General features: G+C 52.6%; 22 protein-coding genes. 18 read left to right on the forward strand and 4 right to left on the reverse strand.

Going from position 1 to position 22,629, the window contains the following annotated elements; all coding sequences use genetic code 11:
• Positions 1–33: 33 nt before the first annotated feature.
• From folE to ACWAU0_RS00330, 6 genes are read left to right on the forward strand one after another with little or no spacing between them, the layout of a single operon-like run.
• A complete protein-coding gene (folE, locus tag ACWAU0_RS00305; protein WP_033158934.1) occupies positions 34–579 on the forward strand; it encodes a GTP cyclohydrolase I FolE in 546 nt (181 codons plus the stop codon).
• 2 nt (positions 580–581) lie between these two features.
• Positions 582–1,565 (forward strand): ferrochelatase, encoded by a 984-nt coding sequence (hemH, locus tag ACWAU0_RS00310; protein WP_458138010.1) that lies wholly within the window; start codon positions 582–584, stop codon positions 1,563–1,565.
• Positions 1,566–1,598: 33 nt separating this feature from the next.
• The gene (locus tag ACWAU0_RS00315) at positions 1,599–3,191 is read left to right on the forward strand and encodes a MutS-related protein (RefSeq protein ID WP_458138011.1); all 1,593 of its coding nucleotides are present in this window, start codon (positions 1,599–1,601) and stop codon (positions 3,189–3,191) included.
• Entirely contained in the window at positions 3,188–4,384 is a 1,197-nt protein-coding gene (gene purT / locus ACWAU0_RS00320) for a formate-dependent phosphoribosylglycinamide formyltransferase (protein ID WP_033158931.1), read from the forward strand. The genes ACWAU0_RS00315 and purT overlap by 4 nt, the downstream gene beginning before the upstream one ends.
• A 24-nt stretch (positions 4,385–4,408) precedes the next feature.
• Complete coding sequence (locus ACWAU0_RS00325) at positions 4,409–4,984, forward strand: lytic transglycosylase domain-containing protein (RefSeq protein WP_033158930.1); 576 nt, start codon at positions 4,409–4,411, stop codon at positions 4,982–4,984.
• Positions 4,985–5,848, forward strand: coding sequence for an HDOD domain-containing protein (locus ACWAU0_RS00330; protein WP_101051674.1), 864 nt, complete (start codon positions 4,985–4,987; stop codon positions 5,846–5,848).
• 43 nt (positions 5,849–5,891) lie between these two features.
• On the opposite strand, the gene ACWAU0_RS00335 is transcribed toward ACWAU0_RS00330, so the two are convergent.
• Positions 5,892–6,470: a Maf family protein gene (locus ACWAU0_RS00335; protein WP_033158928.1), complete on the reverse strand. Its 579-nt coding sequence runs from the start codon at positions 6,468–6,470 to the stop codon at positions 5,892–5,894.
• A gap of 69 nt (positions 6,471–6,539) precedes the next feature.
• Between ACWAU0_RS00335 and ACWAU0_RS00340 the strand changes: the two genes are divergently transcribed.
• The 6 genes from ACWAU0_RS00340 (at position 6,540) to fabG (ending at position 11,126) form a co-directional block, all read left to right on the forward strand.
• Positions 6,540–7,058, forward strand: a complete 519-nt coding sequence (locus tag ACWAU0_RS00340) for a YceD family protein (protein ID WP_033158927.1) — start codon at positions 6,540–6,542, stop codon at positions 7,056–7,058.
• A gap of 1 nt (position 7,059) precedes the next feature.
• Positions 7,060–7,242, forward strand: a complete 183-nt coding sequence (rpmF, locus tag ACWAU0_RS00345) for a 50S ribosomal protein L32 (RefSeq protein ID WP_033158926.1) — start codon at positions 7,060–7,062, stop codon at positions 7,240–7,242.
• A 210-nt stretch (positions 7,243–7,452) separates the two neighbouring features.
• Positions 7,453–8,481, forward strand: coding sequence for a phosphate acyltransferase PlsX (gene plsX / locus ACWAU0_RS00350; RefSeq protein ID WP_319962519.1), 1,029 nt, complete (start codon positions 7,453–7,455; stop codon positions 8,479–8,481).
• Positions 8,478–9,446 carry a beta-ketoacyl-ACP synthase III gene (locus ACWAU0_RS00355; protein ID WP_458138012.1) on the forward strand — a complete coding sequence of 323 codons (969 nt, stop codon included), beginning with the start codon at positions 8,478–8,480 and terminating at the stop codon, positions 9,444–9,446. Before plsX ends, ACWAU0_RS00355 begins: the two co-directional genes overlap by 4 nt.
• A gap of 2 nt (positions 9,447–9,448) precedes the next feature.
• Positions 9,449–10,405, forward strand: a complete 957-nt coding sequence (fabD, locus tag ACWAU0_RS00360; RefSeq protein ID WP_458138013.1) for an ACP S-malonyltransferase — start codon at positions 9,449–9,451, stop codon at positions 10,403–10,405.
• Positions 10,398–11,126, forward strand: a complete 729-nt coding sequence (gene fabG, locus ACWAU0_RS00365) for a 3-oxoacyl-ACP reductase FabG (RefSeq protein WP_458138014.1) — start codon at positions 10,398–10,400, stop codon at positions 11,124–11,126. Before fabD ends, fabG begins: the two co-directional genes overlap by 8 nt.
• A 69-nt stretch (positions 11,127–11,195) precedes the next feature.
• On the opposite strand, the gene ACWAU0_RS00370 is transcribed toward fabG, so the two are convergent.
• From ACWAU0_RS00370 to ACWAU0_RS00380, 3 genes are all read right to left on the reverse strand, one after another.
• Positions 11,196–12,125: a response regulator gene (locus ACWAU0_RS00370; RefSeq protein WP_458138015.1), complete on the reverse strand. Its 930-nt coding sequence runs from the start codon at positions 12,123–12,125 to the stop codon at positions 11,196–11,198.
• Positions 12,122–15,499, reverse strand: a complete 3,378-nt coding sequence (locus ACWAU0_RS00375) for a hybrid sensor histidine kinase/response regulator (protein WP_458138016.1) — start codon at positions 15,497–15,499, stop codon at positions 12,122–12,124. The genes ACWAU0_RS00370 and ACWAU0_RS00375 overlap by 4 nt, the downstream gene beginning before the upstream one ends.
• Positions 15,500–15,659: 160 nt before the next feature.
• Positions 15,660–16,421 (reverse strand): hypothetical protein, encoded by a 762-nt coding sequence (locus ACWAU0_RS00380; protein ID WP_319962513.1) that lies wholly within the window; start codon positions 16,419–16,421, stop codon positions 15,660–15,662.
• Positions 16,422–16,694: 273 nt separating this feature from the next.
• Here ACWAU0_RS00380 and fmdA point away from each other — a divergent pair, with 273 nt between their 5' ends.
• The 6 genes from fmdA (at position 16,695) to urtD (ending at position 22,584) form a co-directional block, all read left to right on the forward strand.
• On the forward strand, positions 16,695–17,918 hold the full coding sequence (fmdA, locus tag ACWAU0_RS00385) for a formamidase (protein WP_319962512.1): 1,224 nt from the start codon (positions 16,695–16,697) through the stop codon (positions 17,916–17,918).
• Positions 17,919–17,944: 26 nt separating this feature from the next.
• Complete coding sequence (locus ACWAU0_RS00390) at positions 17,945–18,301, forward strand: FmdB family zinc ribbon protein (RefSeq protein ID WP_319962511.1); 357 nt, start codon at positions 17,945–17,947, stop codon at positions 18,299–18,301.
• 103 nt (positions 18,302–18,404) lie between these two features.
• A complete protein-coding gene (gene urtA / locus ACWAU0_RS00395) occupies positions 18,405–19,655 on the forward strand; it encodes an urea ABC transporter substrate-binding protein (protein ID WP_458138017.1) in 1,251 nt (416 codons plus the stop codon).
• Positions 19,656–19,760: 105 nt separating this feature from the next.
• Positions 19,761–20,678: an urea ABC transporter permease subunit UrtB gene (gene urtB / locus ACWAU0_RS00400; RefSeq protein WP_319962509.1), complete on the forward strand. Its 918-nt coding sequence runs from the start codon at positions 19,761–19,763 to the stop codon at positions 20,676–20,678.
• 11 nt (positions 20,679–20,689) lie between these two features.
• Positions 20,690–21,844, forward strand: coding sequence for an urea ABC transporter permease subunit UrtC (urtC, locus tag ACWAU0_RS00405; protein WP_458138018.1), 1,155 nt, complete (start codon positions 20,690–20,692; stop codon positions 21,842–21,844).
• Complete coding sequence (gene urtD, locus ACWAU0_RS00410; protein ID WP_319962507.1) at positions 21,841–22,584, forward strand: urea ABC transporter ATP-binding protein UrtD; 744 nt, start codon at positions 21,841–21,843, stop codon at positions 22,582–22,584. The genes urtC and urtD overlap by 4 nt, the downstream gene beginning before the upstream one ends.
• The last annotated feature ends 45 nt before the right edge of the window (positions 22,585–22,629 follow it).

The following is a 22,629-nucleotide window of genomic DNA, read 5'->3' on the forward strand; positions in this document are numbered from 1 at the left end:
ATACTCACGACATTTTTTTACTCGAGGGCGGCAATGGAAGAATATTTCTCCAAAATCATTCAAGCAATAGGCGAAGATGTGAATCGGGAAGGTTTGCGGGACACGCCTAAACGTGCCGCTAAAGCCTTCAAATTCCTGAATAACGGTTACGAAAAAACCCTGGAAGAGGTATTGAACGGCGCGATATTTGAAGCCGATACCGAAGACATGGTGATCGTAAAAGACATCGAGCTTTACTCTTTGTGCGAGCATCATTTATTGCCCTTTATTGGCAAATGCCACATCGGTTATTTGCCTAAAGGCAAAGTCTTGGGCTTGTCCAAACTGGCCCGTATCGTTGATATGTACGGTCGGCGGCTGCAAATTCAAGAACAATTGACTCGGCAAATCGCCAAGGCTGTGGAAACCGCCATCGACGCCCGCGGCGTAGCGGTAGTCATCGAAGCCAAGCACTTATGCATGATGATGCGCGGCGTGGAAAAACAAAACTCGGTGATGACCACATCGGTCATGCTGGGTATCTTCAGAGAAGAAATAAGCACCCGTTCCGAATTCCTGAACCTGATCAATCGCAAGTAACCATGACTGAAACCGGCCAAAAAAAGATCGGGGTGTTACTGGTCAACCTGGGCTCGCCCGCCTCCCCAAAAACCGGCGACGTACGCCGCTTCCTGCGCGAATTTCTCGGCGACCCGCGGGTGGTCAATCTGCCCAGACCCTTGTGGTGGCTGATCCTGAATTTGTTCGTGCTGCCGTTTCGCCCTAAAAAATCGGCGCATGCCTATCAATCGATCTGGACCGAGCAAGGCTCGCCCTTGATCGTATTCACCGAAAAGCTGACCGCCAAATTGCAAGGTTTTACCGGTATAGACGGCGCCGATTTAATCATCGATTGCGCGATGCGCTACGGTAAGCCGGCGTTGCGGGAAAAATTGCAAAATTTTCAAAAACAAGGCGTCCACGAAATCGTTATCCTGCCACTCTATCCACAGTATTCCTCCACTACTACCGCCTCGATTTTCGACGTGGTGGCCGAGGAATTTGTCAGTTGGCGGCACATGCCCGGCCTGCACTTCATCAGCGACTTTCATGAACACCCCAGTTACATCGAAGCCCTGGCGCAATCAGTCCGCCAGCATTGGCAAGCCAACGGCCAAGCGGAATTGCTGTTGCTGTCATTTCACGGCTTACCGGCCAAACTGACCGAATGGGGCGACCCGTATTTCTATCAATGCCAAACCACCGGCCGCCTGCTCGCCGAGCAATTAGGCCTCAAAGACCAACAATGGAAATTGGTATTTCAATCGCGCTTCGGCAAAGCCGAATGGCTGAAACCGTACTGCGTGGAAGTGTTGCAAGAACTACCGCAGAAAGGCGTCAAAAATGTCGACGTGATTTGTCCGGGATTCTCGGTAGACTGTCTGGAAACGCTGGAAGAGATCGCTATCGCCAACCAAGAGATATTTCTGGAAGCCGGTGGCGAGACGTATCGTTATATTCCGTGTTTAAACGACAGCGACGCTCATGTCGAGGTGATGCTTGATTTAATTAAAACCGTGCACTAAATAAAGCGCGGCCACTAAAAAACCGGGGGTAATATGCAACAAAACATCTTACAAAGCTGGAACGACGAATGGCCGACAGTGCGCTCGAGCCACCCCTTGCCCACCGGTGAAGGCGTCATCGACCAAGGCGCGTTTAACACCATAGAAGTGGACGAATTGTTCGATTACGTCAACTACGCCAGCACCACCGCCGGTAAATCGGTGCTGTATCGTTCGCTAAGCCAACCCTTGGATAATCTGGAGGCGATAGCCGCCAAACAAGCCGCAGTGCGGGAAATTCAAGACAACCCCGATGTGCGCGCCAATGTGGAAAACATTATCGCCAATGCCGCCGCTTCGGAAAACCGGCTTTACTTGTTATTGTTCGGCGAGTTTCTCGGCGGTTTCGGCACGGCTCGAGAGGATAATCAAATCGAAGGTTACGGCTACAAACAATACGTGCGTGGTGTGCGCGTGGTCTTGAATCTGGTCGGTGCGATCTACAACTCCGGCAAACCGCAAAGCCCTTACCTGCAAAGCGTGTTCGAGAAAATCGGCAATTTTTCGCATAGCAACGAATACTCGCTGATGGTCGGCCCGGTTTACAACAGCGAAAAAGGCCTGCAAAGCAAAGAAGAGCGCAAAAACTCCTTCTCACCGGCGACAATCTTCCGCCCCACCCTGTTCAAACCGATGTTGATCGCTCTACTGATCGCCGCCATCTGGGGCTTGATGCAGATTTTCCCGACCGATATGTTCCAGGTCACCCGCGACGGCTTGTCGGTAGCTTCGGTGTTTTTCCTGCCCTTAGCCTTGGCTTATATTCCGGTCATTGGCGGCTACGATAGAGACAACTGCATCATACCCCTGCGTAACATTTATAAAAATTCGCAGGCGCTCGGCGACATGCTGGACGGTCTGGGTCAGTTGGATGAGTTATTGGCTTTTATTAAATACGCTGAAGACTTCGGCAGCGAGATGGTACTACCTGAACTGAATGCCAGCGAACGTCACAATATCAAATTAGTCGCCGCGAAAAACCCGGTACTGGGCCAGAAAAATCCCGCCTATGTCGGCAACGATTTCAGCATGGACGACGAACGTCTGGTGTGCGTGACCGGTCCGAACAGCGGCGGCAAAACCGCATTTTGCAAAACCATCACGCAAATTCAATTGTTGGCGCAGATCGGTTGTTTCGTGCCGGCTCAGGCTGCCAATTTAAGCGTGGCGGACCGCATTTTCTATCAATGCCCGGAGATCAGCCATCTCGATGACGGCGAAGGCCGTTTCGGTACGGAATTGAAACGTACCCGCGATATTTTCTTGGCCAGCAGCGCAAAAAGCTTGGTGGTGCTTGACGAAATGGCGGAAGGCACTACTTTTGAAGAGAAGATGCAGTCGTCTATCGACGTGCTGGACGGTTTTTACCGCAAAGGTAACAGTACTATTTTGATTACCCACAACCATCAATTGGTGGATGAGTTCGTGAAACGAAAAATCGCCGTGCCTAAACAAGTGGAATTTGCCGACGACTTGCCGACTTTTAAATTGATCGCCGGCATTTCCAGAGTCAGCCACGCCGACCGGGTCGCGAAGAAAATTGGTTTCTCCAAACAAGACATCGATAACTATTTAGCAAAATCATGAAAATCGGCACCCCTGACAGCGGCAGCGCCACCAAAGCTTTATTGCTGGGCAGCGGCGAATTAGGCAAAGAAATCGCCATTTCGCTGCAACGCTATGGCGTGGAAGTGATTGCGGTTGACCGCTATGCCGGTGCCCCGGCTATGCAGGTGGCGCATCACAGCCACGTGATTGATATGACCGACGCGACAGCAGTAAAAACCCTGATTGCCCGCGAACAGCCGCATTACATCATCCCCGAAATCGAAGCGATTGCCACCGAGGCCTTAGCGGAGATTGAAGCTCAAGGTGAAACCACTATTGTCCCTAATGCTAGGGCGATTCAATTGACTATGAATCGTGAAGGCATCCGCGAGCTGGCAGCCGCTGAACTAGGTCTACCGACATCGAAATACGCTTTTGCCGACACCTTCGAGCAATTGAGGAGCGCAATTGATAGCGGCATAGGCTACCCCTGCTTTATCAAGCCAACGATGTCGTCGTCCGGCAAAGGCCAGTCCATGGTGAAAAGCGCCGATCAGCTAAAAGCCGCCTGGGACTACGCCAAAGCCGGCGGTCGTGCCGACACCGGCAAAGTGATTGTCGAAGCGAAAATCGACTTTGATTTTGAAATTACGCTACTCACTGTCCGGGCGTTGGATAGCAACGGCCAAGTGCAAACCTATTTCTGCGAACCCATCGGCCACCGCCAGGAGAACGGCGACTACCGGGAAAGCTGGCAACCACAGGCGATGAGCAGCAAGGCCGTTGAGTTATCTCAGCAAATCGCCGACAAAGTGACTACCGCATTAGGCGGCTTGGGTTTGTTTGGTGTGGAATTATTCATCGCCGGCGATCAAGTCTGGTTTAGCGAAGTCAGCCCCAGACCGCACGACACCGGCATGGTGACGATGGCCAGCCAGCGGCAGAGCGAATTTGATTTGCATACCCGCGCCATTCTTGGCCTGCCGGTCAACACGGCGCTAGATAAAACCGCCGCCAGCGCGGTGATTTTAGGCGGCATAGACGCCAAAACCGTGAGCTATGCAGGCTTGGCACAAGCATTGGCGGTCGCAGACACCGACATTCGCCTGTTCGGCAAACCGGAGGCTTTCGTGTCAAGGCGCATGGGTGTGGCGCTCGCCACGGCCGACAACGTCAATGATGCTCGCGCTAAAGCGTTACAGGCCGCCAGCCTAATTCGTGTGACTGAATGAGTCCAATCGGTAAAAGGTGACGCGATGAAACCCCTGTTGATTGCCACACTATCGATAGCGCTCATCACCGATGCGGGGGCCGACATTTTTAAATACACCGATCCTAGCGGTCGGGTGTATTACACCGACGAACCGAAAAAGGGCTTTGATTACCGCTTGATCATTCGCACCCGACCGCGTACTTATAAACACGACCTAAAGTTCATGTCGGGCAACAAGCTCAAGTTCAACGACTTAGTCGCCAAGGCCGCGGCCAAACATCAAATGGACCCAAAACTGCTGCATGCGGTGATTCAAGCCGAATCGGCCTATAACCCCAATGCGGTGTCCTCGGCCGGCGCGGTGGGCTTGATGCAACTGATGCCGGATACCGCGCGCCGCTATGGCGTGACCGACCGGCGCGATGCCGAACAGAATGTCGATGGCGGCACCCGCTACTTGAAAGATTTACTGGCGATGTTCAACTCCAATCTGACCTTGGCGGTAGCCGGTTATAATGCCGGCGAAGGCGCGGTGATGAAATACAATAATAGCGTGCCGCCCTATCCCGAAACCCGCAATTATGTGCAGCACGTGATGGCGCTGTATCGGAAGAGTTAATTGAAAGCTGCTGCCCTCAAGCAATTGATTGCCGGCTCGACCGAACTGTTTTCCCTGCCCGATATTTATTTTCAACTCAGCGAAATGATTCGGGATTCGCGTTATTCTCTGGCTGACATCGGCAAGGTCATTGCCAAGGACCCTGCACTCAGTGCGCGTTTGTTACGGGTAGTAAATAGTCCTTTCTACGGTTTTCAAGCCAAAATCGACACCATTTCCCGCGCCGTTACCGTAATAGGCATCGACGACTTGAGTAACCTGGTATTGGCAACCACGGTCGTTGATCGCTTCGGAAAAATCCCCGGCGAACTGATCGACATGACCTCGTTTTGGATGCGCAGCATTCATTGCGCGGTGATAGCCCGACTGCTGGCAAAAGCCAGCGCCGTGCTGCATACCGAAAGACTTTTTCTGGCCGGCCTTTTACACGACATAGGCTCACTGATACTCAGTCAAAAAATGCCCGAGCAATATCTAAGCGTATTGCTTGCCGCAGACCACAACCGCGCTTTGTTGGCCGGTTTCGAACAAGAACTGATTGGTTTCACTCATGCTGAGGTCGGCGGGGAATTACTAAAAATCTGGGGCTTACCGGAATCCCTCTACGAAACCATAGGCTGTTATCTGAATCCTGCCGATGCCCAAATACACAAACTGGACGCTCATTTACTGCATATGGCGGCGCGCTTGGTCGATAGCGGCCAACAAGCCGATGGCTTGGAAATAGCCGTAGCTGAATTTTCTAACCAATCGTTAACGCTGGTGCGTCTGACACGAGAGCAAACCATTTCGATAATGGAGCAGGTGGAAGAGGAGTTTTTGCAGATGTTTGAATTACTCGGACCGAACAAAAAATTTCACTAAACGGTACTGGCAAGCATTTTCTGCTACCGTAAGTCGCGGTAAATCAGAGAATATTGACCCCAAACTTGTCGAGTAAAGCCACCAATTTTATCAAGGGCAATCCTACTAATGCATTGGGGTCCTCGCCGACAATTTTACTAAATAGCGCGATCCCCAAACCCTCGGATTTGAAGCTGCCGGCACAGTCGAAGGGCCGATCCAAATCAATGTATTTTTCAATCTGCGACGAGGTCAGCGTTTTGAATTGCACACTACAAACATCCATATCGCTCAGGTGCCGGCCCGATACGCTATTAAAAACGCAGACTCCAGTATAAAATTGCACGGTCCGGCCGGATTGCTTGGCAAGTTGTTGAATTGCCGCGTCGCGCCCGCCGGGTTTTCCCAATATCTCTTGGTCCAGCACGGCAACCTGATCGGAACCGATGATTAAATGATTAGGGTATATTTTGCCGACTTCTTCAGCCTTCGCCAGCGATAATCTGCGCACCAAAGCATAGGGCGATTCGCCGGCTTGCGGGCTCTCATCGACGTCACTGCTGCAACTTAAAAAAGCAAGACCCAGTTTTTCCAACAACTGGCAACGGTATTTCGAACTCGAAGCAAGGACTATGGCGGTCATCGGTTAGGTAGTGATTTGAGTCGGTGTGCGTTTGACGCAACAGTTAGTTATCTGTATCATTGTACAGTTATGTCAGACAAGTTTCCCGACCTTATCGATCCCTTATTATTCGCCGAAAGACGCGGCGCGTTTTCCGGGGATATAAAAATCGCTGCGCTCGAGCGCTTGTCTGGTAGCGTGATCGATCATGGTGGCAGTGTTAGCGCCAAGGTCGAATTTGGTAAGGAAGGTAAACGCATTGTCGTTGCCGGCCATATCGAGGGTGTTGTGGAATTGGCGTGTCAGTCTTGTTTACAAGCACTGGCTTGGCCGTTGGATATCGATTTTAAATTGGCTGTTGTTGCTTCGCTACAGGAAGCAAAGCAACTGGACGATTGCGAACCGCTATTGCTGGACGGCGACACCGTATCGTTGAACACGGTGATCGAAGACGAAATCCTGCTGGCTTTGCCCGACTACCCTCGGCATGAACACAATTGTCTCGCCCACAACCGTTCGGAAGATGCCGATTACAGCGCAACAGATAGTCAGACTAAGGCTAACAACCCTTTTTCTGTTTTAGCAAAACTTAAAAAAACTGGAGATTGAAATGGCAGTACAAAAGAGCAAAGTATCGCGTTCCAGACGCGGTCAACGTCGTTCACACGATGCATTAGTCGGTAAAACCCTGTCTCAGGATCCGTTGACCGGCGAAACCCATCTGCGTCACCACATGACGCCGGACGGTTTCTTCAAAGGCCGTCAAATCATTGCCGGCAACGACGAAGATTAATCGTTTTAAACTGCCATAGGCCGACTCGTAATTTATTCGCAAATCGAGTCGAGCAGCCCTTAGTCAAAGACGGGCCGCAAGCATCGCGTTTTCCCGCGCAATCGTCAGCACGACGGGCAGTAATATTTGATTTATTGATAGTCTCTGAGTAAGCCAACACGTCGCTGGACAGCTGTTGGCTCCTTTCAACTTCTGGAGTTAGTCCTAAGCGTGAGCTCAACTCTCTCAATTGATGCCATGGGCGGGGATTTCGGTCCTCAAGTGACCGTACCTGCTTCACTGGCCTGTTTACGAAAAAGTCCGGACTTAAATCTGATCATGGTGGGCGATGAGGCGGTTCTTGGTAACCTGCTATCCCAAGCGCTGGTCGAGTTCAAAGGTCGGATCAGTATTCAACACGCCTCGCAAGTCGTCGAGATGGACGAAGCGCCGCAAAAAGCCTTGAAGAACAAAAAAGATTCTTCCATGCGCGTGGCGATAAATCTGGTACAGGAAGGCAAGGCCGACGCCTGTGTCAGCGCAGGTAACACCGGCGCATTAATGGCAACAGCCCGTTTCGTACTGAAAATGATTCCCGGCATCGAACGCCCGGCGATTATTTCCACACTACCGTCTACTTTCGGCCACACCCACATGCTCGATTTAGGCGCCAATGTCGATTCCAGCGCCGAACAACTCTACCAATTTGCCGTCATGGGCGAAGAAGTGGTCAAGGCCGTGGAAAAAATCGAACGCCCTCGTATCGGTTTGTTGAACATCGGCGAAGAAGACATGAAAGGCAACGAACAAGTCAAAGCCGCCGCTAAATTGCTGGAAAGCTCCGGACTGAATTACATCGGTTACGTGGAAGGCAATTCGATTAACGCCGGCAGCGTCAAAGTCGATTTAATCGTCTCGGACGGTTTCGTCGGCAACATCGCCCTAAAATCTATCGAAGGCGCGGCGAAAATGATAGGCAGCAAACTGAAAGACAGTTTTTCGCAAAACTGGCTGACCAAATTAGCCGGATTGATCGCGTATCCTGTTCTGAAACGCTTCAAAGACAGTATAGACCCGCGCCTCTACAATGGCGCCAGTTTCATCGGCCTACGCGGCTTGGTGATCAAAAGCCACGGCGGCGCCGACGCTCTGGCTTTCGAAACCGCCATTCATCTGGCGGAAGTCGAAGTCGCACAGGGCCTTATTCGTAAAATCAGCGAAAAACTAGAACTCGCGCTGGCCCAAAAGGTTGATGAATGACACGCTGGACTCATGTTATCGGTACGGGCGGCTATCTGCCCGAAACCATCCGCACCAATGACGATATATCCGCCACGGTGGACACATCCGACAGCTGGATCTACGAAAGAACCGGTATCAAAAGCCGCCGCATAGCCGGTCCCGACGAAACCGCTTCCAGCATGGCGGAAATCGCCGCCAGACAAGCCATTGACGCAGCCGGAATTGCAGCTGACGAGATCGACATGATCATCGTCGCCACCGGCACACCGGATCGCGTCTATCCCAGTACGGCCTGCCTGTTGCAGGAACGCCTGGGCATCAAGCAATGCGTCGGTTTCGATATTCAGGCCGCCTGCTCGGGTTCCGTTTATGGGCTCAGCATCGCCGATCAATACTTGAAAACCGGTTTTGCCAAAAATGTGTTAGTGGTCGGAACGGAAATTTGCTCGCGTATCGTCGATTGGACCGACCGCGGCACTTGTATTCTGTTCGGCGACGGTGCCGGCGCGATTTTGCTGACCTCCAGCGATAAGCCGGGCATCTTGTCCACGCATATCCACTCCGACGGCGGCTACGAAGATTTATTATATTGCCCCAATCCTCAGGTTGCGGCAGTCGCCAAACAAAACGAAGCCGCCTACATCAGCATGCGCGGCAACGAAGTATTCAAGGTGGCAGTCAACACGCTGGGTCGCATCGTCGATGAAACCTTGGAAGCCAACGGCTTGCAGCAAAGCGACATCGATTGGCTGGTGCCGCATCAGGCCAATACGCGCATCATCGCCGCCACCGCCAAAAAGCTGGGCATGTCCATGGATCAAGTGATTCTGACCCTGGAGAACCAGGGTAACACCTCCTCCGCCTCCGTGTTACTGGCGTTTAACGAAGGCGTGCGCGACGGCCGTATTCAACGCGGACAAACCGTATTAATGGAAGCTTTTGGAGCCGGTTTTACCTGGGGTTCCGCATTAATCAGGTACTAAACATGACGACGATAGAACAAAGTTACAATCTGGCATTCGTATTTCCCGGACAAGGCTCACAAGCTGTCGGCATGCTGGGCACGCTGGCCGCCGCCAACCCATTGGTCAAGCAGACTTTCGAACAAGCTTCCGACGTGCTGGGTTTCGATCTGTGGAATATGGTCGCCAACGGCCCGGACACCGACTTAAATCAAACCCATAACACCCAGCCGGCGATGCTGGCGGCCGGCGTTGCGGTGTGGCGGGCGTGGTGCGAAAAAACCGACATCAAACCCGCCTGGATGGCCGGCCATAGCTTGGGTGAATACACCGCCCTGGTCTGTTCCGGTGCGCTGGGTTATGAAGACGCCATTCGCCTGGTCGCCGAGCGCGGCCGCCTGATGCAGGAAGCGGTACCAGCCGGAAAAGGCGCGATGGCGGCTATTCTGGGCCTGGAAGATCATCAAGTCGTTAACACCTGTGCCGAAGTCTCCAATGGCGAAATCGTTGCGGCCGCCAATTTCAATGCCCCAGGCCAAGTGGTGATTGCGGGCGAAACCGCCGCAGTGGAAAGAGCGATGGAAGCCTTAAAAGCGCTGGGCGCCAAACGTGCATTAAAACTACCGGTTAGCGTGCCGTCCCACTGCGCATTGATGGAAGCGGCTTCCGACAAATTAAACGAAATATTGCAAAGCCTTAACGTCGAGATGCCCAATAGCACGCTGATCCACAACGCCGACGTCAAATCGCACGGCTCGCCGGAAGTGATTCGCTACGCGCTAAAAGAACAATTGTTCAAACCAGTGCGGTGGGTGGAAAGCGTCAAATTCATGCACGAACAAGGCGTCACCGCTTTTGTTGAATGCGGGCCCGGCAAAGTATTAGTCGGTTTAAACAAACGCATAGCGCCTGATGCAACGCATTACACCATTTACGACCCCGAAACCATTGACAACGTTGTGGAGCAACTCCGTGGATAAAAAACTCGCCATTGTTACCGGCGCCAGCCGCGGCATAGGCCGGGCCATTGCCGAAAAATTAGTCGCCGACGGCTTTTTTGTGGTCGGCACCGCCACCTCCGATAGCGGCGCTGAGGCTATTTCCGCTTATCTGGGCGACAACGGCAAAGGCTACAAATTAAACGTCGCCGACGCTGCCGACATCGACAGCTTTATCAAAACCACCGGCGACGCTTACGGCACACCGGCAGTACTGGTCAACAACGCCGGCATCACTCGCGACAACCTGTTGATGCGGATGAAAGACGAGGAATGGGACGACATCATCAGCACCAATCTGACTTCGATCTTCCGGATGAGCAAAGCCGTCTTGCGCGGCATGATGAAAGTCCGTTACGGCCGCATCATCAATATTTCCTCGGTGGTCGGCTCCACCGGCAACGCCGGCCAAGCCAACTACGCGGCAGCCAAAGCCGGCATGATCGGCTTTGCCAAATCCATGGCCAAAGAAGCGGGTTCACGCGGCATTACCGTCAATACGGTCTCGCCGGGCTTTATCGATACCGACATGACCAAGGAACTGTCGGAAGACATCAAGAATGCACTGCTGGGTTCAATTGCGCTGGGCCGCTTGGGTCAGCCGGAAGAAATTGCCCATGCCGTATCGTTCCTGGCCTCCGAACAAGCTTCCTACATCACCGGCGAAACGCTGCATGTGAATGGCGGCATGTATATGCCGTAAAGCCCGGCACATTGCTTCAAACAAAAAAAGGCTAGCAACCCAAAGTTGCCGGCCTTTTTTATTGCCTAATCACCCCCGCTGCAACACCATCGCCACCGCCGCCGCCCGCGTGGAAACGCCGAGCTTTTCAAAGATATGCTCCAGATGTTTGTTCACGGTCCTGGGACTGGTGGTGAGGATGATGCCGATTTCCTTATTAGTCTTGCCGCGGGCAATCCACATCAAAATCTCGGCCTCGCGAAAGGTCAGCTTCAGCTTGTCGCGCAGGGTTTCCGGCGTCCATTGCGCGTCTTCGCGCTGCAATAACAACAGGTATTCGTCCGGGTTTTGACAGGCGCTGACTCGAAGCGTAAAACCCGGCGCAAGGCGGTACGGCTCTGCATCGGCTTCCATATCACTCTTACCACTTTGCCGCAGCCAGCGCTGAAACCAACCTTGCAAGGATTCCGGCAGCACATCGTCGGCTGTTTGCCCAACCCCCTGTAATTCGGCAAAATCTTCCAGCCATTCGCTGGCTGCCGGCGTCAACCAAACGATACGCCCCATCCCGTCGATGGCGACTGCCGCAAAATCATGATGATCCAACAAACTCTGGGCGCGCCGCAAATTGCGGGTTTGGGTTAAATGCACTTCAATCCGCGCTAACACCTCGGCTGGCCGAATCGGCTTGACGATGTAGTCCAGCGCACCCTCGCCAAAGCCGCGCAGCAAACTTTCCAACTCGCTTAACCCGGTCATGAACAGCACCGGGATAGGCGCGGTATCCGGATCCGCCTTCAAGCGGTTACAGGTTTCAAAGCCATCAATACCGGGCATCATCACGTCCAAGAGTATGATATCGGGCTTAATGTATTGAATCTGCTCAATCGCCGAACAGCCATCGGTTGCCACCAACACCCGATAGTTGGCTTCCGACAAGGTATCCGACAACAAGGCCAGATTGCCTGGCGTGTCATCGACAATCAATACCGTACCGTTTACGACAGATGCTGCCATCATCGGGACACCTCCTGTTTGTGCATATTCAATAGTTTTCTAATTTCGCCTATCCGAAATTGACTGGCCAACGCTATCAGTTTGGCAAAAAAAGCACCGTAACGCGGCTCGGTTTCGGCAAGCTGTTCCAAGACCTTTTTCAAACCTAATAAATCGCCAATCCGCACGCATTCCACACACCCAGTTAACAACTCAGGCGGCGGCATTATCAGCGGCTCGGCTGCTTTTTCCGTGGCAGCTGGCGCAACCTCGTTCTGATATAACCAAGCCAACGACAAATACAACTTCAATTTCTTCATTAACTGCGGCACTTGAATCGGCTTGGATAAAAAGTCGTTACAACCGGCATTCAAAGCCGCCAAGCGATCGCTGGGATAAGCGTTGGCGCTGAGTACCAGGATCGGCATGGTCCATGCCTGATCACGCAACTGCATCGCGGTTTCGATACCGCTGATTCCGGTCATCGAAATATCCAACAAAATGATGTCGGGTGGATTTTCCGGCACTTTGAACAAACACTCTTCGCCGGAACACGCCTCACTCAAATAAAAACCCAAAGGCTCCAGCATGGACAGCAATAACTCGCGGTGATCGCGTTGGTCATCTACCACCAAGATTTTTCGGCGCGGACCCTGGTAGCCAATAATCGCCGCTTTGGGATCGGCATCCGCCTCCGCCCCCAGACTGGGCAGCAACAAGCGCACCGTAAAGGTGGAACCCTGGCCGATTTGGCTTTTCACCGTCAACTCCCCACCCATGACCTCGGTGAGAATCTTGCTGATCGTCAAGCCCAAACCGCTACCGGCCACCGCGTTGCCGGTGGGATTATGCAAGCGGGTGAAGGGCTGAAAAATATCCTGCAACTGCTCTTCGTCGATACCGCTACCGGTATCGCTCACCTGAAAATTGGCCACGCCACCGCTGTAACCAATCCGAAACACGATGTCCCCAGCCGAGGTAAATTTCACCGCATTGCTAAGCAAATTGATCAAGATCTGCCCCACCCGCTTTTCGTCGCCCCGGATGCGCTGTGGCAAGGTATGAGAAATCTGACAGACAAAATTCAGACCCTTGTCTTCGGCCTGCAATTTATAGGTGTGTACCAAATGATCAATAAAATCCGGAAAATGAATAGGCTGGTACTTCAATTCAAATTTTCGGGCTTCGATCCGGGCAATATCCAGTATATCCTCAATCAGCGCGCATAAATGCTCACCGCTGCGTTTCAAGGTTTCCACAGCTTGCTGGCGGTGCGCCGGAATACTGGGATCTTGATGCAGGATATGCGCGTAGCCGATGATACTGTTCAAGGGCGAACGAATTTCATGGCTCATATTGCTCAGGAATCGACTCTTCGCTTGATTGGCGGTGTCCGCCATTTTCAAAGCCCGTTGCAGTTTGCCATCCGTCTGTTTATGCTCTTCGATTTCCATCAAAAGCAACTGGGTTTGCTTGGCCGTTTCCTCATGCGCGACGCGGCGACTTTCTGCATTCAGAATCAACCACCAGGTACACAGCCCGATAAACACCAGCAACGACGCATAAATCTTTAGAAAATTATTCAGCAGTAACTGAAACGCCCCCATGTCGTGTTCGACGCTCAGCAAATCCTGATAGTAAATAATGCTGACAAAAATGCCGCTCAACACCGACAAAAACAAAAACATCAAGGTAAAGCGCAGCAACCTCAGGCGGGCGTCCAAACTCATCGCCGCCGGCATGCAACATCGAGCGAGTTTTTCCAGATAGTCTTCAAAACGAAAACCTACTTTGCAGCCATCCAGACAGCGCGCATCCAAGGTGCAACACAAGGAACAGATGCTGCCGGCATAAGCCGGGCAATAGGCTATATCCTCGTGTTCAAACTCGTTCTCGCAGATCGAACATTTGTTGTGCGATTTACGATTATTCTCCTCCCGATTCCGCGCCAGATAATGTTTACCGTCCGATAAGTAAGCAATCGCCGGCACCAATACAAACGCCAATCCCAAGGCAATAAACGCCGAGAACGCCTGCGGATAGACCCCAAATACCCCGGCGTAGGCCAAGATAGACAGCAAGGACGCGCAAAACGTGGAAATGATGCCTACCGGATTTAAATCCGACAGATACGCGCGCTTGAACTCCACCACTTTGGGACTTAAGCCAAAAGGCTTGTTGATCATCAACTCGGCGGCGATGGAACTGATCCAGGCAATCGACATATGCGAAAACAAGCCCAGCACTTTTTCCAAGGCGCCAAACACGCCAAACTCCATCAGCAACAGCGCAATCAGCACATTGAAAAACAACCACACCACACGCCCCGGGTGACTATGGGTTAATCGCGAAAAGAAATTGGACCACGCCAAGGAGCCGGCGTAGGCATTGGTAACGTTGATCTTGATTTGACTGACAATCACAAATAGAGTGGTAGCCGCCAACGCCCATTTTGGATCGTCAAACAATTCGTTATACGCTACCAGATACATTTGCGTCGGTTCGTGGGCATGCGCGGGACTGATACCATGGCGGATCGCCAAATGCGCCAGCAACGCCCCCAACAGTTGCCTTAATGCGCCAAACACAATCCAGCCAGGCCCTGCAGCCACCATGGCCAGCCACCAGCGGGTTTTGTTTGCCTGGTTTTTTTGCGGCATGAACCTTAGAAAGTCTACCTGTTCGCCAATCTGCGCCACCATGGAAAACGCCACCGTCGCCGCTGTACCGAACAATAACCAATTGAAGCCTTGCCCACTGCCGGCGATCCAGAAATAAGTACTCAAGGTTTCTAGTGCTTCTGGCTCCCGCAAGGCCACCGCGATATAGGGTGCGACGAGCAACAACAACCAAAGCGGTTGCGTCCACAGCTGCATTCGGCTAATCGTGGTAATCCCAAACGTCACCAGCGGAATCACCACCACGGCGCTGACGATATAGGCAACCTCCAGCGGTATATTGAAATACAGCTCGATGGCCAACGACATGATTGAGGCTTCCAGTGCGAACAGCGTGAACGTATAGGACGCATAGATCAACGAGGTCACCGTCGAGCCGATGTAGCCAAAACCGGCGGCGCGAGTTAAAAGATCAATGTCGATATGGTAGCGGGCCGCGTAATAGCCGATGGGCAAACTGACGATAAAGATGACGACAGCAACGATGGCGATGGCCCAAACGGCATTGGTAAAACCATAATTGATGGACAGGAATCCGCCGATCGCCTCCAATACCAAAAACGACGTAGAACCGAAAGCCGTATTGGCAACCTCAAACTCCGACCATTTCCGGAACCGGCGCGGCGCAAAACGCAAGGCATAGTCTTCCAGTGTCTCGTTGGCGACCAGACCGTTATATTCCCGGCGGATTTTGGTGATGTTTTGATGAATGGTTTTCATGGCTCAGGAGTATCTAACGCGCCGGCGAATTTTAGATGTCGGCGCGAACCAGCATTAAACGCTACCATCGCAGCGCAACACCTTTTAACATCCTGGATGACTGCTGACCACACCCAGGATTAGGCAATCGCCCCCGACGGCGTATCAACAGCCACACGAATCACTTACGCTCGTAGCCAAACTCAAGGATTACCGGCGATCCTTGATTGTGAATAATGATCTGCTTCTTGGTCTCACCGCCGACCTCCTCGACCCGCGTGGCCGCCGGATCTTCAGGTTTAGATAGAGCCGGCACCTGTTTTACTTCCACTTGCACATCCGGCATCCAGCCCGGTTTGAAGGTGTGGGTATCCATACGGTGTCCCGTCGCAGGCAGCTTGAGTTCATCCAACAAATCAAAACACACGGTGCTGACATGATCGATGACTTTGTCAGTGACTTTGCTTTGGTTGGATTCATCGATGAGTTGATGGGCGCTGACGGTCGCCTTGTTTTCGATACTGGCTTCGTCACTGCCAATTTTTTTTAGATGGCAACTGATCGGCAGCACCTTGGCTTTTTGAAACCCCAGGCCACGCGGGTCCGAATCACCGCTAGTCCAGGAAAAACCGACCGGGGTATCGCCGGTGGCCGCTTTCCCCAAACTGATCAGCAGCGTATGCGAGCTATCCACACGGCTTGACTTGACCGGATACTGCCACTCCGCCAAATTCTTGCCGACCTGCTCGGCAATCAAGCTGGGCGACAGTTTGAAACCAAACTGCCCGAGGTTCTGATCAGCCACATCAATCACGATGCCGCTAATCGACGCCCGATCGATGGCCTCCACTCCGCTGGCGGCCACTGCCTGCCCCAGAAAACACCAGGGCAATACCCATAACCCGGCGCGGATATGTCTTAAAAACAGCTTATACCTACTCACAATACTCTCCTAACGGTTCAAGTTCACTCTACGGAAGCCCTGCGTTGCCTGCCATACGTCAAATGACTAATGAGTCATCTGACGAATTGTGGGAACGGTCGGCGAATTTAACAATGAACCCCGGCAGAACTGCTAACACGCCTTACAAAAGACTGCCTTTATTTCCATCGAGATTACGCAAAACAAGGGGATTTTATATGAATGGTGTTATCGCAAGGGCTTTAACCGCAGCATTAATTTCTTGTCATTGAAATTCACCGTTGAGGAGGCCGCATGAAAACGTTAATTAAGTTAGATTTAGACAAAAAGCCCTGGGAACAGGATGGTCTGATCCACAACCGCTGGCATCCGGACCTGCCGATGGTCGCCATGGTCAAACCCGGCGACGAATTTCGCGTCGAATGCATGGACTGGACCGGCGGCCAGATTGGCAACAACGACAGTGCCAACGACGTCCGCGATGTGGATTTGACCCAGGTACACTATTTAAGTGGCCCGATAGGCGTGGAAGGCGCGGAACCCGGCGACTTGATGGTCGTGGAAATTCTGGATGTCGGCACCCTGGACGACTATCAATGGGGCTTCAACGGCCTATTCGCCAAGGAAAACGGCGGCGGCTTCCTGACAGACCATTATCCGGAAGCGCGCAAATCCATCTGGGATTTTCACGGCATCTACACCACCTCCCGCCATATTCCCAATGTTAAGTTTGCCGGCATCATGCATCCCGGTTTGATTGGTTGCTTACCGTCCCGGGAATTGCTGGAAAACTGGAACGCCAGGGAAGCGGCGTTAATCGCGACCGACCCGGACCGGGTGCCGGCCTTGGCGCTGCCCCCCAACCCGCAATCAGCCGTCATGGGCCGCTTAACCGGCGAAGCTGCCGTCGCAGCCGCGGCGGAAGGCGCCAGAACCGTGCCGCCGCGCGACCACGGCGGTAACTGCGACATTAAAAACCTCACCAAAGGCTCCAAAGTATTCTTCCCGGTTTACGTCAAGGATGGCGGTCTGTCCATGGGCGACTTGCATTTCTCGCAAGGCGACGGCGAAATCACCTTCTGCGGCGCGATCGAAATGGCCGGCTATCTGGACATCAAGGTCAGCTTGATCAAAGAGGGCGTGAAAAAATACGGCATCAAAAACCCGATCTTCCAACCCAGCCCGCTGTCACCGGCGTATCGCGACTACCTGATTTTCGAAGGCATTTCGGTCGACGAGCAAGGCAAGCAACATTATCTGGACGTGCATGTGGCTTACCGCCAAGCCTGTCTGAATGCCATCGAGTATCTGAAAAAATTCGGCTACAGCGGCGCGCAGGCCTTGTCGATTCTCGGTACCGCGCCGGTCGAAGGCCATATCAGCGGCATCGTCGACATCCCCAACGCCTGCGCGACCTTGTGGTTACCGACCGAGATCTTCGATTTTGACCTAAAACCGAATGCCGATGGGCCGAGCAAAATTATCACCGGTACTACCGATATGGCATTCACCAGTTAGTTCGGCAATTGATAGGGAGTTTGGCTATGCCTTTGTACGAGTATCACTGTCACGACTGCGGGCCGTTTACCGCAATCCGGAAAATGAGTGAATCCGCCAGTCCCGCCATTTGCGCGCAGTGCGGAGCAGTCAGCGAGCGGGTGATTTCCGCGCCGCATTTTGCATTGTTGGGCAAGGCGCAACGCCAGGCTCACGAAACCAACGAACGATCGGCGCACGAACCTAAATCGGTACGCCGCTCCAGTTGCGGATGCAGCGGTGCGCATACCTGTAAGCCGAGTAAGGACACTACAAAGGCCAGTAGCAACGGTAACAAAGACCAAGCAAACGGCTTCCAGATGCAAACCAAGAAAACCGCAAGACCTTGGATGCTCGGCCACTAGCCGTTTTGTAATTGAAGAGAGATTTAACAACGTGTGACGCGGTAAATGGATTTGTCTATTCGGCAAATCCGGAGAGTTTGATTTATCAATGTGGAGAAACTAAATGAGTAATTCCGATAGACGACAATTTATGAAAAAGACCACGGCTTTAGTCGCCGTATCGCTAGCACTGGGCTTGCCGATTGGCATCAATGTCGCCAACGCCGCCGATTTTCCGACTGCGACGGTCAACACCACTGGCCTGGCCGTCACCGATACCACGGTAAAGGTGGGCATTTTGCATTCCGCCACCGGCACCATGGCCATCAGCGAAACTGGCTCCATCCAGGCGGAAAAATTGGCGATTGCCCAAATTAACGAAATGGGCGGCGTTTTGGGCAGAAAAATCGAGGTGATCCAGGAAGACGGCGCCAGCGACTGGCCCACCTTCGCGGAAAAATCCAAGAAGCTGCTGGAAAACGACAAAGTAGCCACCGTATTCGGCTGCTGGACCTCGGCGTCACGGAAAGCGGCATTACCGGTGTTTGAAAAAGATAACGGCCTGCTGTTCTATCCAACTTTCTACGAAGGTTTGGAGCAATCGAAAAACGTGTTTTACACCGGCCAGGAAGCTACTCAGCAAATTCTCGCGGGTCTGGATTGGATCGCCAAAGAGAAACAAGCCAAAACCTTTTATCTGATTGGTTCGGATTACATTTGGCCACGTACCTCCATGAAAATTGCCCGGAAACACATCGAGCAACACCTGGGCGGCACCGTGGTGGGTGAGGAATACATCGCCTTGGGCGACACCCAGTTCGGTTCTGTTATCAACAAAATCAAACTGAAAAAACCGGATGTGATTTACGCAGCGGTGGTGGGCGGCAGTAACGTGGCGTGGTTCAAGCAATTGAACGCAGCCGGTCTGAACGCCAAAAAGCAAAACATGCTGACCATCTCCGTGACCGAGGACGAGGTACTGGGTATCGGCGGCGAGAACCTGGAAGGCTTCTATTCCGCGATGAAATACTTCCAGTCCCTGAAAAATCCTAACAACGAGAAATTCGTGGCCGACTTCAAGAAAGCTTATGGCGACGCTGCCGTCATTGGCGACGTCACCCAAGCCGCCTATTTAGGCCCCTGGCTATGGAAAGCAGCGGTCGAACGCGCCGGTAGCTTTGATGTCGACAAAGCCGTGGCGGCCTTACCCGGTTACGAGTTGACAACCGCGCCGGAAGGCTACGTCAAAGTCGATCCTAACCACCACTTGCATAGTAAGTTGCGGATCGGTCAATGGCGGAAAGACGGTCAAGCCGATGTGGTGTACGAGTCTGATTTGATCGCGCCCGACCCATTCCCTAAAGGTTACCAATAAGCGCCAAGGCGCTAAGCGAGCCAACCGTGGCAACCCGCAATTTGGCGGTTGCCACGGTGTTTTAAACGCGAGTTGTTTCATGTCAGTAAGTTAGCGGGAGGCCTTATGTTTGGATATTCGATGGAAGAAGTGGGCAACATCGTGGTGATGCAGGGCTTCTCCGGATTGAGCCTGTTTAGCGTCCTACTGTTGATGGCGTTGGGCCTGGCCATTATTTTCGGGCAGATGGGTGTGATCAATATGGCCCACGGCGAATTCATGGCCGTCGGCGCTTACACCACGGTATTTATGTCAAAAATTGCGGTGTCATACGACATCGTCAATTCCTATTTTGTATTTGCGATCGTCGCGGCCTTCATCCTCGCCTTTTTGATCGGCTATCTCATTGAATATGTGTTGATACGCCATCTTTACAAACGGCCTTTGGATACGCTGTTGGCGACTTGGGGCTTAAGTCTGGTCATGCAACAGATTTTTCGCTCCACCTTTGGCGCCAAGGAAGTCAGCGCCGAATTACCGGAATGGCTGTTGGGTTCCTTCAAGCCCACCGAGGATATCGACATTCCGATTAACGGCGTGTTCGTGATGGGATTGGCTTTGATCGTCACCGTCGGCGTCTACCTGTTCATGTACCGCTCACGTTGGGGCCTGCGCGTCCGGGCGACCATGCAGAACCGGGTGATGGCGGGTGCGGTGGGTATCAATACCAAAAAAGTGGACCGCTTGACCTTTGCTTTGGGTTGCGGGATTGCCGGCGTCGCCGGTGCAGCCTTCACCACGATTGCATCCACCGGCCCTACGACCGGCTCTTTATACATCGTCGACAGTTTCATGGTGGTGGTATTCGGCGGCGCGGCCAGCCTGATGGGCACCATCGCTTCGGCCTTCGGCATCGCCCAGGCCCAATCGATATTGCAATTTTTTATGACCAGTTCAATGGGCAAAGTGGCGACCTTGATGACCATCGTCATCATCTTGATGATGCGTCCGGAAGGCTTGTTTGCATCCAAAGTACGTAAATAGAGGGATATATCATGAAGCTACTATCAGAGAAATTATTAGGCGGCAAACAGGGGGCGATTGGGCTGGCGATATTGTCTCTGCTGCTGTTTGTCATCTTCCCGCTGTGGTTGGACCTGTTCCGGCTGGGCTTGATCGGCAAATACGTCACCTACGCCTTTGTGGCCATCAGCTTGGTGCTACTCTGGGGTAACGGCGGCATCTTGAGTTTGGGCCAAGGCATGTTTTTTGGTTTGGGCGGCTATTGCATGGCGATGTTTTTGAAGCTGGAAGCCTCCGATCCGATCAGCACCAAAATCCAAACCACCCCCGGCATCCCCGATTTCATGGACTGGAATCAGCTCACCGCCCTACCCTGGTTTTGGGAACCGTTTAAAAGCCTGACGCTGACGATTCTGTTGGTTTTGATCGTGCCCACTTTACTGGCCTTCATCATCGGCTTTGCGATGTTCAAACGCCGGGTGGGCGGGGTTTACTTTGCCATCATCACCCAAGCCATCGCCCTTATCTTGAGCATTCTGATCGTCGGCCAGCAAGGCTATACCGGCGGGGTAAACGGCATCACCGACCTGAAAACCATGCTGGGTTGGGACATCAGAACCGATAGCGCCAAATATATTCTCTATTTTACCAACGCCGGGCTGTTGATCGCCTGCATGCTGCTGGCCCGTTACATTCTCACCTCGAAGTTTGGCATGCTGCTGCTAGCGATGCGCGACAAGGAAGAGCGGGTGCGCTTTTCCGGTTACGATGTTTCCAATTTCAAAATCTTCATTTTTTGCATCGCCGCGATGATTTCGGCAATCGGTGGAGCGATGTTTACGCTGCAAGTGGGTTTCATGTCACCCAGCTTTGTCGGCATTGTGCCTTCAATTGAGATGGTGATCTTTGCCGCGGTCGGCGGCCGAATGTCCCTGATCGGCGCGGTGTACGGCACCCTGTTGGTGAACTTTGGCAAAACCATGTTTTCCGAAACCTACCCGGAGTTGTGGCTGTTTTTGATGGGCGGTTTGTTCATTGCGGTGGTGATGTTCTTCCCCGACGGTTTGGCCGGCATCTACGAAAACTATGCAAGCAAGTTCAATCTGGCCGGCAAATTTTCCAAACTCACTGCTAAATTCACTAAATCAACCGCGGTAGCAGACGAATTAGTAGGAGAAAAACCATGAGCAATCCTGATTTCGTACTGGCAATTGAAGACCTGACCGTGTCTTTCGATGGCTTCAAAGCGGTTGACGCCCTGAATATGTACATCGACAGCAATGAACTGCGGGTGGTCATCGGCCCCAACGGCGCCGGCAAAACCACGGTGCTGGATCTCATCTGCGGCAAAACCAAATCCACTTCCGGCTCGATCAAGTTTAAGAACAAAGAACTGACCAAATTACCGGAGCACGAAATCGTCCGTGCCGGCGTGGGCAGAAAGTTTCAAACCCCGTCGATTTACGAAAACCTGACGGTTTATCAAAACCTGGAAGTGTCCTATCCGGTGGGCCGATCGGTGTGGGGCAGCCTGACTTTCAAACGCACTCCAGAAGTCGTCGAGCAAGTGCATAAAATCGCCGCTGAAGTGCTGTTGACCGAGCAATTGCAAATGGAAGCCGCCCTGCTCAGCCATGGTCAAAAACAATGGTTGGAAATCGGCATGCTGTTGATGCAAGACCCGGAGTTATTGATGCTCGACGAACCGGTAGCGGGCATGAGCGCCAAGGAACGCGATCAAACCGCCGACTTATTGAATCGAATTTGCAAAAACCGCTCGGTATTGGTGATCGAGCATGACATGGAATTCGTAAAAAAGATCGCGCATAAAGTGACGGTACTGCATCAGGGCAAAATCCTGGCGGAAGGATCGATGGAGAAAGTACAGGCCGACGAAAAAGTGATTGAGGTTTATTTGGGCCACTAAGCTAACGCCATCCGCACTGCCAGCACCTAACAAGAGGAAATAGAC

Source organism: Methylomonas sp. Uni0009 (assembly GCF_054188105.3).

Excerpts from the sequence above, each read along its gene's own strand:
- folE (WP_033158934.1), top strand. The coding sequence starts at position 34 with ATGGAAGAATATTTCTCCAAAATCATTCAAGCAATAGGCGAAGATGTG.
- hemH (WP_458138010.1), top strand. The coding sequence starts at position 582 with ATGACTGAAACCGGCCAAAAAAAGATCGGGGTGTTACTGGTCAACCTG.
- ACWAU0_RS00315 (WP_458138011.1), top strand. The coding sequence starts at position 1,599 with ATGCAACAAAACATCTTACAAAGCTGGAACGACGAATGGCCGACAGTG.
- purT (WP_033158931.1), top strand. The coding sequence starts at position 3,188 with ATGAAAATCGGCACCCCTGACAGCGGCAGCGCCACCAAAGCTTTATTG.
- ACWAU0_RS00325 (WP_033158930.1), top strand. The coding sequence starts at position 4,409 with ATGAAACCCCTGTTGATTGCCACACTATCGATAGCGCTCATCACCGAT.
- ACWAU0_RS00335 (WP_033158928.1), bottom strand. The coding sequence starts at position 6,470 with ATGACCGCCATAGTCCTTGCTTCGAGTTCGAAATACCGTTGCCAGTTG.
- ACWAU0_RS00340 (WP_033158927.1), top strand. The coding sequence starts at position 6,540 with ATGTCAGACAAGTTTCCCGACCTTATCGATCCCTTATTATTCGCCGAA.
- rpmF (WP_033158926.1), top strand. The coding sequence starts at position 7,060 with ATGGCAGTACAAAAGAGCAAAGTATCGCGTTCCAGACGCGGTCAACGT.
- ACWAU0_RS00355 (WP_458138012.1), top strand. The coding sequence starts at position 8,478 with ATGACACGCTGGACTCATGTTATCGGTACGGGCGGCTATCTGCCCGAA.
- fabD (WP_458138013.1), top strand. The coding sequence starts at position 9,449 with ATGACGACGATAGAACAAAGTTACAATCTGGCATTCGTATTTCCCGGA.
- ACWAU0_RS00370 (WP_458138015.1), bottom strand. The coding sequence starts at position 12,125 with ATGATGGCAGCATCTGTCGTAAACGGTACGGTATTGATTGTCGATGAC.
- ACWAU0_RS00375 (WP_458138016.1), bottom strand. The coding sequence starts at position 15,499 with ATGAAAACCATTCATCAAAACATCACCAAAATCCGCCGGGAATATAAC.
- fmdA (WP_319962512.1), top strand. The coding sequence starts at position 16,695 with ATGAAAACGTTAATTAAGTTAGATTTAGACAAAAAGCCCTGGGAACAG.
- ACWAU0_RS00390 (WP_319962511.1), top strand. The coding sequence starts at position 17,945 with ATGCCTTTGTACGAGTATCACTGTCACGACTGCGGGCCGTTTACCGCA.
- urtA (WP_458138017.1), top strand. The coding sequence starts at position 18,405 with ATGAGTAATTCCGATAGACGACAATTTATGAAAAAGACCACGGCTTTA.
- urtB (WP_319962509.1), top strand. The coding sequence starts at position 19,761 with ATGTTTGGATATTCGATGGAAGAAGTGGGCAACATCGTGGTGATGCAG.
- urtC (WP_458138018.1), top strand. The coding sequence starts at position 20,690 with ATGAAGCTACTATCAGAGAAATTATTAGGCGGCAAACAGGGGGCGATT.
- urtD (WP_319962507.1), top strand. The coding sequence starts at position 21,841 with ATGAGCAATCCTGATTTCGTACTGGCAATTGAAGACCTGACCGTGTCT.